We start from the raw sequence: 13,572 nt of genomic DNA, 5'->3' as shown, positions 1-13,572 counted from the left end.
GTTTTACCTCATTATGCCCCGCTTTCAGCGGTTCCGCAAGCGATTTTCGTCACACCGCCCGCCGATTATCGGGCCGATATATATACGCTCGGAACGTGCGGCAGGTTTCACGACTCGTGGGCCGCGTGTGCCGTCTCCCGTTTGACAGAACGCGCCGGGTGCGGTATACTACTGCACAATTAAACATGCGCATTATGCCGATGACGAGAATCCAACTCCGAGGCGTTTGCGACCGGGACTTCGCGTTGATCGTCTCCATGAGCGGTCTTTCGTATACGTTCGTTCGGCTTCGGCCTGCGTTGCGATGCAAGCGTCCTCTAAGCTTACCGGGAACCGCCCCGTTACCGCGGAACCAAGCGGGCCGGATAACCGGCCAAATTGGGTGGCACCGCGGGTCCAAGCGCTCCTCGTCCCAAACGACGAAGGGCGCTTTTTGTCATTTTACGAGAAAAGGACGTGGACCCGAATGCTGGACATCCGATTTATTAGGGAAAATGAACGACTGCTGCAGGAGACGGCGGAGCGGAAAGGATTGACCGTGCCGATCGGCGAGCTGCTGCGCACGGACGACGAACGGAAGCGGACGCTGGCGGATGTCGAACGATTGAGGCAGGAACGGAACCGGCTGTCGGAGCAGGTTTCACGGCACATGCGCGCCGGGGAGCGGGAAGAAGCCGAACGGCTCAAAGCGCGGGCGAAGGAGATCGGCGAGTCGCTTGCGGCGGTGGAGCCGCGGCTTCAGACGCTGGATGACCGCTGCAAGGAGCTGATGCTGCTCGTGCCGAATGTCGTTTCGCCGGATACGCCGATCGGCGCCTCGGACGCCGACAATGTGGAGATCGAGCGCGTCGGGACGCCCACCGCGTTCGGCTTCGAGCCGCTTGACCATGTCGCCCTGGGAGAGTCGCTCGGCCTGATCGACATCGCACGCGGCGTGAAGGCGGCCGGCAGCCGAAATTACTATTTACTCGGAGCCGGACTGCATCTGCATCGGGCTGTCCAGCAGTTGGCTCTCGATCTGCTTGTGAAGAAAGGCTTTACGCCCATGGACGTGCCGCTGCTTGTGCGCGAAGACACTTTGACAGGAGCGGGATTTTTCCCCGGAGGCCGGGAACAGACCTATGAGCTGCCGGGCGACGGCAAATGGCTCGTCGGTACGTCGGAAGCGTCGCTTGTCTCGTATTATGCCGACGAAGTCGTCGACGTGTCGCAGCCGATCCGGCTCGCGGCCGTCTCGAGCTGCTTCCGCCGCGAGATCGGCTCGGCCGGCCGCGATGTGCGCGGGCTGTACCGGGTACACCAGTTTGCGAAGGTGGAGCAGGTCGTATTGTGCCGCGGAGAGGCGGACGAGTCGGAGCGGATGCTCCGGCACATTACGGCCAACGCCGAGGAGCTGCTTGCTTTGCTTGAGCTGCCGTATCGGATCGTAGCCGTCTGTACCGGGGATATGGGGCAAAAAAACTACAAGCAATACGACATCGAGACGTGGATGCCGAGCCGGAACGGCTACGGCGAGACGCACTCGTCGTCGAACCTGCATGATTTCCAGGCTCGACGCGCCAACATCCGGTATCGCGATACGGAAGGCAAGCTGCAATACTGTCATACGCTCAACAATACGGCGGTCGCCTCGCCGCGCATCCTCATCCCGCTGCTCGAGAACCATCAGCGGGAGGACGGCTCGGTCTATATCCCGCCCGCCTTGCGGCCGTACATGTACGGGATGGAGGAAATCCGGCATCGCCCCTAATCTTTGAAGCTTTGTGAGACGCCTGATGGAGCCGGCAGCCGCCGGAGCGCTATACGCATAGCGTCCGACGCGATAGCCGGCTCCCGTGGCGCGGCTATCCCTGAACCCGCTCCACAGACTCTCCAGCCGTATCATCCCCGTACAAATCGGCAAAAGCTTGGGCCAGCTCCACGGCCAAATCTTTATTCGCCACCAAACGGTCCAGCTCTTCCTGCTCCATCCCTACAATTGTCGCTCCCGAGAATAAGGCGAGGAAATGGATGTATCGAATCGGACGGCTCAACCCGACCGCACGGGAAAACGCCGCCATCTCTACCGCCAGCCGGGACGGCTTTATGCGCATTCCCATTTCCGCGAATACGGGCTCGTCCGACTCTTCCGGCGCATCCGAGACCGGGGCCGGTTCAGACGTAGTTGCCGCTGCCGCGTCGAAGTGGGCGGCCGCTTTTTCCTCGATAGACCCGATATATTGATCCGACCTAACCGAGCTGTGCAAATCCTCATACAATTCCAGTGAGTCGTACCCCACGGCGAAGCAACGTTTCTTTCCGCACCAAACGGCGTAAAGCTCCGATGCGAGCACCCGCTCCATCGCCTGCTCCGGCGTCGCCCCTTCCCGCAGCAGCTTCTTCGCATATTCCGTTACTTCCTGCGAGACGTCCCAATCGGCATAAAACGCCGCCTCCTCTTCGGGAGTCATCTCTTTCGCGGCCTCCGGAGGAGCGAGCCATTTCAAATACATCAGGCGAACATCCCCGTCAACCACTCTTCTCTCATGCATCGAATACCCCGCACGATCGAACAGCTTCCGGGCGGCTTCTTCTCCTTCGGGCGACTCCAGATGGAGCAGCTCGTATCCGAGCTCCTTCGCCCGCTCCTCCAGCTTGTCCAGCATGAGCCCGCCATAGCCTCGGCCTCGATATTCCGGAGCAACGCGCAGCCGCGTAATTTCCGCCGTCTCGCTTGGCGTTTGGCGGAAAGCGCCGGTTGCCGCGATCCTGCCGTCGATCTCGCCGACCCAAAATTCGCCGCCGTCGGCGGTATAGGCCGCTGCGATATCGCGCAGATCATCGTCCGGCTGTCCAGCTCCTTGATGATCACCCGCATCCCGGGGCGAAAGCTCATGCAGACTTACCACTTGCTCGTGATCCGATTGCCGGTAAGGGCGCAGTTCCACTAACCGTTCCTCCTTGTAACTATGCAGTATCGGTTACCTATCCTCTATATGATATGCCACCTCAGCCCATATCTCAACAAGCAAGGCCTCCCTTTCGCTTCGGACAAAAAATCGGGGAGGGCGACCGGTCAACGGTCCTTCCTCCCCGACTCCTATACCCATGCCTTGCAGTAGGCACCCGGTTTTATTTAACGCCCTTTTTCTCCTTTTCCTTCTGAACCTCTTTCTTGATCAGCTCGTCAGCCTCTCTTATGACGCTGTTGAGGTCCATCTGGTTCATGGCGAACTTCTGGAATTGACCCGACATCGTATTTTGCTGCGTGCCGAGGGCGACGTCCACGAGTCCGGACTGGCGCTTCGGCGTTGCCGCAATCGGCGGGTACAATGTAAGCGACTTCATGTTTTTCTTGCTGTAAACCGGGTGATCTTTACCCAGGGCGGCCATTATCTCTCTGCTCGCCAGCGTCGTCGGAATGCCGTTCTTGGAATCCTGCATCTGGATTTCGTCGGACAGCATCTCCATAATGACCTGGAACGCTTCGTCCTTATGCTTGCTCTGGTTCGTAATGGACCAGTATGCCGGTCCCCGCTGTCCCATCATCTTCGGCGCTCCCGCTATAAGCGGCGCAGAGACAAGGTCCCAGTTGACTTCCGGAGGGATAATGAGATAAACGCTGTGCTGGTTGATCTGCATCGCCACATTGCCTTTGGCGAACGCATTGTTCTCTTCGGCCACCGTCTTGCCGATCGCATTGTTCGGAATATCGTAGAACCGTTTCAGCGTCGTGAACAAGCTCTTCCATCTTTCCTGATCGGCCAGAGCATCCGTCTTCGGGTCCAGAATCGGATGCGAGAACGGGTTGTCGCGCAAAAACGCCATCGTGTTGGCACTGAATCCGCGATACACCGTGCCGCCGTCCGCTCTGCTCATTTTCTTGGCGAGCTCATACGTTTCGTCCAGCGTCATGCCGTCCTTCGGATACGCGACCCCGAACTTGTCGAACAAATCTTTATTGTAATACATGACCTGCGGGAAGTAGGGAGGGACGGGAAGGCCATACATGACACCCGTACCCATAACATCGATAATTTCCTGTGTAAATACGGGATTGAACCGGGTCAAGTCATACTTATACTTTTTGACCATATCACGCAAGTCGTAAGCGATTCCCAAATCGGTGTAAAGCGTCTTCAGCGTCGGGATATCGGTTCTGATCAAATCCGGAATATCCCCCTGAGCCACAAACTCCGTAATCGTAGCGCCCGGCTGGTTCGTCCGGTATTTGAACGTAATGTGAGGAAACTTCGCCTCCAGCGTCTTTCTGAACCTGTCGTCAAATTCCTTGACGCTTACACCCGCCGCATAGAGGGACATCTCGAAAGGCTCTTTCTTTTCCACTACGGCAGCTGCCTTCTCCCCGCCGTTACCGCCGCATCCGGCCGCTATCCCCGCTGACACCAGCAGCATTGTTGTCACCTTGACATTGCGTGAAATTACCGACATCCGTAATCCTCCCTTATGGTCCGTTCATACTCCCGCGCGACCGCTGCATGATATTGTTAGCGCTTTCATAAATAATGCGGACGTTGAGGCTGCTTCTGCGAATCAGTGCCCCCTGCGATACGTTCACCTTTCAGCTTTCCACTACTCTTAAGCACAAACCCCGACACGCATCACCTCCCAACAAGTCGCATTCCTTTTCCGCGTTATACTAAAGTGGATAACAGGAAAATTCCGAACTTTCATATCGGAGTTGGCGTAAATATCCACCGAAACAACGTATGCTTCGCCGATACGGTACAAGTTTTTGCATCCGCTTACATAGTATGCTTAAGCCCAATTATAAATGGACTTTCCATAATATACAATCGGTATACCGATTATAGACATATTGTAGACAACAGAAATAAGATGCGGAATAGGTATAAATAGGACATGGGACAATATAGAAAAAGCGGTCCGCGAAATGTGCAGCGCGCTGTTCGGCATACGCTTGTTGTGATGACCGACAAACCCGGACGTGCTAATTTGTTAGCCTTAACGAAGACACCCCCGTCGGCGGGAACTATACTTACCCTATATGAAAATCCACTACGCGGGAGAATACGATGACGCCATCCATTACCGGCGAACGGCCGCCGATCGGGTACCGCCACACTTGGGCGGAAATCAGTCTGGAAGCGATTGCACATAATACGAAACGGTTTAAAGAAAACATACCAAGGAGCACGGCATTAATGGCGGTCGTCAAAGCGAACGGATACGGCCATGGAGCCGTGAAAGTCGCCCGTGCCGCCATTACGGCGGGTGCCGACATATTGGGCGTCGCCTTCCTGGACGAAGCGCTCCAATTGAGAGCGGCATCGATCGGTCACCCGGTGCTGGTGCTCGGGTATACGCCTCCCGGCTCCGTCCGGGCGGCTGTAGAGCACGAGATCGGCTTGACCGTGTTCTCCGATGAAGTATTGGATGAGGTGATACGCTGGACGGAAGCTTTGCATAAACGAGCCCGGGTTCACCTCAAAGTTGATACGGGAATGAACCGGATCGGCCTATCGGACCCGCAAGCCGTACTTGCGCTGGCCCGGAAGGCGATGCAAGCCCGTTACATCGAGCTGGAGGGTGTTTTCACCCATTTCGCCGACGCCGACGGGGAGGATCCGGTATATACGATGCGGCAGTTCGGCGCGTTCCAATCGGTTGTCTCCACACTTGCGGAAGACGGGATACAAGTGCCGCTGAAGCATTGCTGCAACAGCGCGGCAGCGATCCGTTACCCGTCCATGCATCTGGATATGGTTCGCGTAGGCATCGCCTTGTACGGATTGTATCCTTCGGAACATACCCGGCTGCCTTCCTATCCGCTCCGGCCCGCCATGCGCCTCATGACGACCGTCTCGGACTTGAAGCTTACGCCCGCAGGCCAGCCCGTCGGCTACGGCTGCACGTTCGTTCCCGATCGGGATACCCTTATCGCCACCGTTCCGATCGGCTATGCGGACGGGTTATCCAGACGGCTGTCCAACAAAGGAGCGGCTCTCGTAAACGGACATCGCGTTCCATTCGCGGGAAGGGTGTGCATGGATCAAACGATGCTGGACGTCACGGAGGTTTCGGGAGTGCGAATCGGCGACGAGGTCGAAATGTTCGGAGAAGGTGGAGACGGAGGCATCTCCGCCGGTGAAGCAGCCGCGCTGATGGGCACGATCCATTATGAAGTCGTCTGCTCGATCGGGAGCCGGGTGCCGCGGGTGTATGTCGGAGGCCTGCGGGTGCACTAGCTTTAGGTACATTTGAACGCTATTTAGGCTCGCTGGCGGTATTCTACTCCGTTAATGTTCATTTATACCTTATGCTTATCCATGTACTCCGGTACTCGGTCAAATCGCACATCAACCGAGCACTTAAGGTACATTTGAACACTATTTCGACTCGCTGCCGTTATATCCACCCCGGTAGTGTTCATTTGTACCTTATGGCCGTCCGCCGGCTGCTGCTGTGCCGGCCATCCTTAAACGGGACGACAGCAGCTGCATCTCCTCGCGGTATTTCATTACCGTCCTGCGGGATATGCGGATGCCTTCGGCGGCGAGCATATCGGCCATTTGCTGGTCGGAGAGCGGACTTCTTTTGTCTTCGCCGTCGATATACAGTCTGATCTTAGCCTTGATCGTCTCCGCGGATGTGCTGTCTCCGCCAGCAGTCGGCAATCCGGTCGTGAAAAAATATTTCAACTCGAACAGTCCTTGCGGCGTTTGTACATATTTATCCCGGACGGCACGGCTGACCGTAGATTCGTGCACGTCCAGACGATCCGCAATCGCTTTCAGATTCATCGGTTTCAAATGCTGAACACCCTGCTCCAGAAAATCGACCTGTTTCTCGACAATCGTTTCCAATACGCGGTACAACGTCGCATTCCGCTGCTCGACGCTGCGGATGAGCCATTTGGCGGACTGCATGGAACCGCTCAGAAACGGTTTCGCTTCTTTGCAATCGTTATCATGGAGCAGATTCTCATAGTATGGGTTGATCGACATTTTCGGAAGCAGCGATTCGTTCAGCACGATGGTGTAATCTCCATTGATTTTGCGGATGTAAGCATCGGGCTGAATGTATGTGCCGGTCGAAATGCCGAACCTTCGCCCGGGTCTCGGGTCCAAGCCGCGAATATAATCGATCGCCTGATTCACCTGCTCTCCGGTAATGCCGAGCTTCCCGGCGATCTTCTTCAGCCTGCCGCCGGCGACATCCGCCAAGCATTCGCTTACGACGGCCGACGCCCATACGTTCGCGTCGGAGTCTGCCGCTATTTGCAGCAGCAAGCATTCCCGGAGATCTCTGGCTCCGATCCCCGCCGGTTCCAGCGACTGCAGCTGACGCAGCGCCTCTTCTATTTCCTCGAGCGGTTCCCCGAGAATGGCGGCCGTTTCTTCCAATCCGACGGCCACATACCCACTTTCGTCCACATTGCCGGCCAAATACCGCGCGATCCGCAAATGCCGCCCGTCGATTCCGCTAATCCGCAGCTGCCCGAGCAGCTCCGATTCGAGTGTATCCGCCGTGCTGCGGACCCGGCTCAGAACGTCGTCGCCGATGTCCGGCCGCATGCCGGCAGCCGACTTGCGCTTCCGCTCTCCAGGCGACTGCCAGGTGACGGAGAGAAGCGGGTTGCCCATCGACTGCTCCTGCAAATAATCGGCCAGCTCCGCCGCGGATATTTGCAAAATGTGAATCGACTGCTGCAGCTGCGGCGACAAGTGTTGCTGCTGGGTTAGCGTCTGGCCGAGCGTGGAGTTCATCATCATTGTCTGCACCTGCCTAGCCTCAATTTCATGCTTACTATCATCATACAGGAAAAGACGCAAAAATCGTGCCATTAATATTTGGCAGCGCTCCCAACGCAACCTCTTTACTTCCCGGGATTTAGTTTTCGCCTCCATCCATCCAAGCGATCGATCGCAGCTAGGCACTTCCTGAACAATTAAGAAAAACTTCATTATTTCTTGAAAAACTGTTAAGTACCATCGTGTATGATTGGTTTTGTAAACGAAGCTGTCCGCGCGGACGGCTTCGGTCATGGGCCGTTCGCCAGGCCAACCAACCATACGGAGGGGTATCGTGCTAGTCGTTCAACAGCTTTCCCATTCGTTCCTGAACGGAACGGAATCGACCCGAGTGCTCGCCGGCATCGACTTCCGGGTCGAACGCGGCGAGATGGTCGCGCTGCTCGGCAGCTCCGGCTCCGGCAAATCGACGCTGCTGAATTTGATGGCCGGCCTGATGAAGCCGACCGAGGGCAGCATTCTTATAGCCGGACGGCCGATCGAGAAAATGAGCGAGAACGAGCTCGCCGTGTTCCGGCGTACGCACATCGGCTTTATTTTTCAATCGTACGAGCTGATTCCCCATCTGACGGTGCGCGAGAACGTCGAGCTGCCGCTCGTGTTCCAAGGCGTGAAGGGCAAAGTCCGCCGCGATCAGGCGGTTGCCCTGCTTACGCGCGTCGGTCTCGCGGGCAAGACGGAGCTGTTCCCGTCGCAGCTGTCGGGAGGCCAGCAGCAGCGCGTCAGCATCGCCCGCTCGCTCATAACGGAGCCGGCCGTCGTGTTTGCCGACGAACCGACCGGCAACCTGGACACGAAGACGGAAGCGGAAATCATCGACCTGCTGATCGAGCTGAACCAAAACCTCGGCATCACCTTCGTCATCGTAACGCACGAGCACGAAGTAGCCCGACGGACGAAACGGATCATTCAACTGAGAGACGGCCGCCTGGTCGACGCCGAAGACGAAACCGGCGAGCATGCCGATCGGCGGGAGGGAGTCGGATCAAGATGAGATTCCGCGATTATATCGCACTCGGCTGGGATCAGCTGCGGCGCCGTAAGGTCGTTACGCTGCTGTGCGTCATGGGTATCGCGATCGGCTCCGCCTCGATCGTCGTCGCGCTCGCTTTCGGCGAATCAATCTCCCATTACAGCGTCAAGCAGATGAGCTACTATTTGAAGACGGACGAGATTACCGTCATGAACAACCGGGGCGGCGGGGCAGTTCAAACGAGCGCTGTCGACGATTTCGGCATTACGAAGCAGAAGCTGAATTTGATCAAATCGCTCCCCCATGTGAAAACGGCCGCCAGCTTCGAAGACGTCGGCCAACTACAATTCGTCGTAGACGAGTCGAAGACCGGTTTTTTGAACGTCACCTCGACCGATCTGGAATCGTTGACCGATTTCGGCCTGGAGTTTCAGCAGGGAGCCCCTGTCGATCAAGACAATGTGATCGTGCTCAGCTATACGGCGACGATAGGGCTGCGAGACCGGCAAACTTCACTAACCGATTCGGCCCGGAGGCAGCAGGCCCAACTGGAGCAGGATATTATCCAGGGCCGGGAGAAGCCGCCGATCGTCCCTTATCCGCTGTACCGCAAGCAAGTTCGTCTGCTCAAGACGGTCCAAATGACGGACGGTACCTCAAGGACACTTGAATTTCCCGTACGGGTCGTCGCCATCGAGAAACGTTCGGAAGGCATGTCGGACCGAAGCGTTTTTTTCTCGGAAAAAACGGCTTATATTTCGCCGGGGCTGGCAAGGCAAATCCGCGAAGCGGAAGCTGCACTCACCGGAAAAGGCTCCTTATCGGCCAGCGCGGAAAGCCACTTCAACAACGTCAAGGTCAAGGTCGATCAGGCGGCCAACGTCGCCGAGACGGACAAGCTGATCCAATCGCTCAAGCTGCGGACGATGAACAATTTGAGCCGGCAGGAAAGCATGAGCAAGGAATTCGTCATCGTGCGGATCATTTTCGGGGGGGCGGGGCTATTCATCCTGTTCGTCGCTTCCATCTCGATCATCGTGGCCATGACGATGTCGACCCATCAACGGAGGCGCCAGATCGGCATCATGAAGGTGCTCGGGGCGAACCTGAAGCAAATCCGCAACATGTTCGTCGTCGAATCGGCGCTGCTCGGCGTAATGGGCGGGCTGGCCGGCATTTTGTTCGCGTACTGGGTCGTATGGGGGATCAACGTCATCCTGCTCAAAACCGGCAGCATCGAATCCGGACAAGACGCCGAGGTTTTGTTCATCAGCTTCTGGATATTGCCCCTCGGGCTGTTCTTCGCCATGCTGACCGGCATCATGTCCGGCATATTCCCGGCGATCAAAGCTTCGAGAACCGACGCGCTGACCGCTATCAAGCGAGAATAGCGACTCGTACATAAAACGAAGTTAAACTTTCCGTGACGTCAAACAAAGGAGCAAGCATGATGCGTAAAAAGAAAACGTGGCTGTACGTCGCCATCGTCGTTCTGTTGTTCGCCATAAGCAGTTTGCTGTATGTGCAAAGCCACCCCGGGGCGCCCAAGCCGCAAGTAAGCCCGAGCGGCGGCTCGCTTACATTCAAGGCGGAGAAGCAAGACTTGTCCAACACAGTCGAGGTAAAGGGGAAGTCATCCTATGTCAAGGAAACGATCGTGTACGCTCCCTTCTCGGCGGACGTAACGCAATGGACCGTAAGCGACGGCATGCAGGTCAACAAAGGAAATCCGTTATTCAAGCTGGACGATAAGACACTGCGCGAGGAAATCGCCCAACAGACGGCGAATATGCGCAAATCGGAGCTGGAGGCGAAGCTGAAGACGGCGGAACAGGCCGCCGCCGCGATAACCGGCGAGAAGATCGCCGCGAACGAAGGCGAGGCGCTGCAGCGTTTCACGAAGACGGCTTCCATTGATGTGCAGGAGGAGCTGGACCAGGTGAACCGTTCGATCTCGGGTGCCCAGCTGGAGACGAAGCGGAATAAGCTGGCGCAGGCGGAGGCGACCGCACCGGAATCGGGCATTTTCCTGCTCGCCGGAACGACCAAGCCGCAGAAGGTGACGGAGGGCGAAGCGGTCGGCAAAATCGTCGACGTCTCCAAGCTGCAAATGACGACTTCCGTAGGGGAATACGATGTGTTCCGCATCCAGCCGGGCATGTCCGTGCAGGTGAACATCGATGCTTTGAAGCAGACGAAGCTGACCGGCAAAGTGGAGAAAGTTTCGAAATTTCCGAAAGCGGCCGCGAATGCGAACGATTCCGGTCCGGCGCAGTTCGAAGTCGTCATTTCTCTGGACACCCACGAGAATCTCGTCGCGGGGCTCACCTTGACGGCCATGATCGAAACGGATAACAAGAAAAACGTGCTCACCGTCTCGACGATAGTGGTGCAGCGCGACAAGGACGGCTATTACGTGATGCTGGAGACGCCTCAAGGCGTCGTGAAGCGCCCGATCAAGGTCGGACTCGAAACCGCCGACAAGACGGAAGTTCTCGAAGGACTTCAGGAAGGCGACACGGTCGTGCTGCAGTAAGCCCCCAAGAAGTTCCAGAGCTCCCCCCTGTCCTACAAAGTGAAGCCCGCGTTTCCGGCGCCGCTGCGCGGAAGCACGGGCTTTAATTCGCCCGACTCACCTTACGCAAGACGGCGACAAGCAGCAGCAGCAACGGCAGTAAAAGGCCGATGGTAAATACGAATAGCGGCAAAGTGGTTTTATTAAAGGTAGCCAAATAGGTGCTGTTGGGCACCGTAAATATGGAGAACCCGACGATTATAACACCCAAAGGGATCGTCAAAAACCGGTGCGAGCGGAGACGCAGCGATACGGCTATGCCTTGAACAAGCGCGTAATGCATGATGCTCAATCTAAAATAGATCGTTAGAATCCAGATAATGGCCAAGATCGCTTCGATACGCTCCAGGAAGTTACCGATGTTGATTTTTCTCGCTATCGCGTAACTTGGAAAGCTATTCCGGGCCACTTGATCAGCCCCGAGCACAGTGATACTCAGTACCGTAATAACCGTAAGAACGAGCCCGCCGAGAAGCATACCCGTAAATAAGGCTCTTCCGGCTTTCTCGATCCGGTTCACCGCAGGTAAGATCATAAGAAAAGTGACGGTCCCGAGAAACGGAAAAGTGAAAATGGAGATCGTTGCTTTCAGCACGGGAAAGAACCCTTCCTCTAGGATGGGTTGCATGTTCTTCATCTCCACCTGTGGGGCCAGCAGCACAAACAACATCATCAGAAGCAGGATGACCCACGGAAAAAATAGTTCCGCGGCGCGCGCCAAAGGCTCAAGCCCCAGCTTAACCCCCATAATGACAACGACCATAACGCAAATGTGAATAGCTTGGATCGGTGTTTGCTGCATAATTTGAGTCGTCAAAAAATCCCCGATGTTGCGAAGCGTTAATACAGCGATTATAAACACATAAAAGAAAAATATCGCAAAAGTCGCTTTCCCCAGCCACTTTCCTAAAATCACTTCGCTGTATTCGGCGAAGGTCATGTTCGGAAATCGTTTCCCGAGAGCCATGTACACCGGAATAACAAGCAAACCTAGACCGATCCCGATTAAAGCGGCGATCCAGGCATCCTGTTTGGCCTTGGCGGCAAGAATAGAGGGAATGATCAGAATGGCGCTCCCGACCGTATATAACATCACGAATATCGTTAACTGACGAATGGTGATTTTTCCCTTTTGCAGCATCTCAGATCCCTTCTCCTCTCTGGCGAACCGCATACGCGCCAAGGAGCAGCAAAGGCATGCCTATGCTGAAAGTCATATCGAAATAAGGCCAATATGCCGTTGTATACTGACTAAAGTGCGCTATATTCGGGGAAAAATAAGTAGCCGAAGCGGCGATAATAAAAACGAGCGGCAGGGCGAGCGCGCGAAACTCTTTCAATTTGAGCACTTGTGCAAGACCGAGTTGAATCACGTATACGAATATTGACGTTTTGATAAATAACGTAATGATCCACATGACGGCCATAATCGCTTCCAGCCTTTCGATAAAACGGCCGATACTGATTTGTTTGGCAAGCGTATAGCTCGGATACATATTTCTGGATGAATAATCGTAGCCAAGCACAAGAACGGATAAGGCGATCATGATCACGAGAACGATACCTCCGAGCAAAGCACCCGACACAAAATATTTTCGAATCTTCTCCGTCCTATTGACGTAAGGAAAAATCATTAAAAACGCAACCAGCTCCATATAGGGGTTGGAGGCGGAAAATAGGGATCCCCGTAAAACCGGCTTGATTCCTTCCGCGAAAACCGGCTGCACTTGTTTGGGATCAATCTGGGGAATTAGAAACAGGACGAGCCCGAGAAAGAGCAGCACAAACCAGGGGAAAAAGATTTCTCCGGCTCGGGCGACGGCCTCGAGTCCAAGCCTCAAGCCCATGGCGATGACGCTAAGAAACAAAATATGGATAGCATCGATGGGGGTTTCCGGAATAATATGCGTAGTCATAAAATCGCCGATAATCCTTACAAGTCCTGCAGCATTATAGAAGATATACGCCAAGAAAACGATGGAAACGGCTGTTCCGGCCCATGTTCCCAACAGTTTGGCATTGTATTCGATCAAGTTCAAGCCAGGATACTTCCGACCGACCGTTCCGACCAAATAGACGACAAGCAGTCCGATGAGCAATCCGACGATGCCGGAGATCCATGCATCCTGCTTCGCCTCCGTAGCGGGAACGGCGGGCAAGATGAGGATGGAATCGCCAACGGTCAGAAGGGCGACCAGTATCGTAAATTGGCGAATATTGATTTTACCTTTTTCCAGCATCCGCTCCGG

At 55.5% G+C, this 13,572-nt stretch carries 10 protein-coding genes; 5 read left to right on the top strand and 5 right to left on the bottom strand.

The annotated features are described in order from the left end of the window. Positions 1-466 precede the first annotated feature (466 nt). Complete coding sequence (gene serS / locus FE783_RS20060) at positions 467-1,750, top strand: serine--tRNA ligase (RefSeq protein WP_138881179.1); 1,284 nt, start codon at positions 467-469, stop codon at positions 1,748-1,750. A gap of 94 nt (positions 1,751-1,844) precedes the next feature. Here the strand turns inward: serS and FE783_RS20055 are convergent, their stop codons facing one another. Together FE783_RS20055 and FE783_RS20050 are read right to left on the bottom strand one after the other, a co-directional pair. Beyond that, a complete protein-coding gene (locus FE783_RS20055) occupies positions 1,845-2,927 on the bottom strand; it encodes a GNAT family N-acetyltransferase (protein WP_158301927.1) in 1,083 nt (360 codons plus the stop codon). 184 nt (positions 2,928-3,111) lie between these two features. Next, a complete protein-coding gene (locus tag FE783_RS20050; protein ID WP_138881177.1) occupies positions 3,112-4,431 on the bottom strand; it encodes an ABC transporter substrate-binding protein in 1,320 nt (439 codons plus the stop codon). A 605-nt stretch (positions 4,432-5,036) separates the two neighbouring features. Between FE783_RS20050 and alr the strand changes: the two genes are divergently transcribed. Continuing rightward, the gene (alr, locus tag FE783_RS20045) at positions 5,037-6,209 is read left to right on the top strand and encodes an alanine racemase (RefSeq protein ID WP_138881176.1); all 1,173 of its coding nucleotides are present in this window, start codon (positions 5,037-5,039) and stop codon (positions 6,207-6,209) included. 192 nt (positions 6,210-6,401) lie between these two features. Here alr and rpoN read toward each other — a convergent pair whose 3' ends face one another. Then, entirely contained in the window at positions 6,402-7,736 is a 1,335-nt protein-coding gene (gene rpoN, locus FE783_RS20040) for an RNA polymerase factor sigma-54 (RefSeq protein ID WP_158301926.1), read from the bottom strand. Between the two features lie 313 nt (positions 7,737-8,049). Here rpoN and FE783_RS20035 point away from each other — a divergent pair, with 313 nt between their 5' ends. Genes FE783_RS20035 through FE783_RS20025 form a run of 3 tightly spaced genes read left to right on the top strand, consistent with a single transcriptional unit; the run spans position 8,050 to position 11,284 of the window. Further along, positions 8,050-8,769, top strand: a complete 720-nt coding sequence (locus FE783_RS20035; RefSeq protein WP_138881174.1) for an ABC transporter ATP-binding protein — start codon at positions 8,050-8,052, stop codon at positions 8,767-8,769. Then, a complete protein-coding gene (locus FE783_RS20030; RefSeq protein WP_138881173.1) occupies positions 8,766-10,139 on the top strand; it encodes an ABC transporter permease in 1,374 nt (457 codons plus the stop codon). The genes FE783_RS20035 and FE783_RS20030 overlap by 4 nt, the downstream gene beginning before the upstream one ends. Before the next feature lie 56 nt (positions 10,140-10,195). Continuing rightward, positions 10,196-11,284 carry an efflux RND transporter periplasmic adaptor subunit gene (locus tag FE783_RS20025; RefSeq protein ID WP_238403170.1) on the top strand — a complete coding sequence of 363 codons (1,089 nt, stop codon included), beginning with the start codon at positions 10,196-10,198 and terminating at the stop codon, positions 11,282-11,284. A gap of 82 nt (positions 11,285-11,366) precedes the next feature. Here FE783_RS20025 and FE783_RS20020 read toward each other — a convergent pair whose 3' ends face one another. Continuing rightward, positions 11,367-12,464: a GerAB/ArcD/ProY family transporter gene (locus tag FE783_RS20020; RefSeq protein WP_158301925.1), complete on the bottom strand. Its 1,098-nt coding sequence runs from the start codon at positions 12,462-12,464 to the stop codon at positions 11,367-11,369. 1 nt (position 12,465) lies between these two features. After that, positions 12,466-13,563: a GerAB/ArcD/ProY family transporter gene (locus FE783_RS20015; protein WP_138881170.1), complete on the bottom strand. Its 1,098-nt coding sequence runs from the start codon at positions 13,561-13,563 to the stop codon at positions 12,466-12,468. Between the last annotated feature and the right edge of the window lie 9 nt (positions 13,564-13,572).

It is taken from the genome of Paenibacillus mesophilus (assembly GCF_005938385.1).
GTDB lineage: Bacteria > Bacillota > Bacilli > Paenibacillales > NBRC-103111 > Paenibacillus_AB > Paenibacillus_AB mesophilus.
This window is presented reverse-complemented; position numbering and strand designations above follow the sequence as displayed.

Excerpts from the sequence above, each read along its gene's own strand:
- FE783_RS20025 (WP_238403170.1), top strand. The coding sequence starts at position 10,196 with ATGATGCGTAAAAAGAAAACGTGGCTGTACGTCGCCATCGTCGTTCTG.
- FE783_RS20030 (WP_138881173.1), top strand. The coding sequence starts at position 8,766 with ATGAGATTCCGCGATTATATCGCACTCGGCTGGGATCAGCTGCGGCGC.
- serS (WP_138881179.1), top strand. The coding sequence starts at position 467 with ATGCTGGACATCCGATTTATTAGGGAAAATGAACGACTGCTGCAGGAG.
- alr (WP_138881176.1), top strand. The coding sequence starts at position 5,037 with ATGACGCCATCCATTACCGGCGAACGGCCGCCGATCGGGTACCGCCAC.
- FE783_RS20015 (WP_138881170.1), bottom strand. The coding sequence starts at position 13,563 with ATGCTGGAAAAAGGTAAAATCAATATTCGCCAATTTACGATACTGGTC.
- FE783_RS20020 (WP_158301925.1), bottom strand. The coding sequence starts at position 12,464 with ATGCTGCAAAAGGGAAAAATCACCATTCGTCAGTTAACGATATTCGTG.
- FE783_RS20050 (WP_138881177.1), bottom strand. The coding sequence starts at position 4,431 with ATGTCGGTAATTTCACGCAATGTCAAGGTGACAACAATGCTGCTGGTG.
- rpoN (WP_158301926.1), bottom strand. The coding sequence starts at position 7,736 with ATGATGATGAACTCCACGCTCGGCCAGACGCTAACCCAGCAGCAACAC.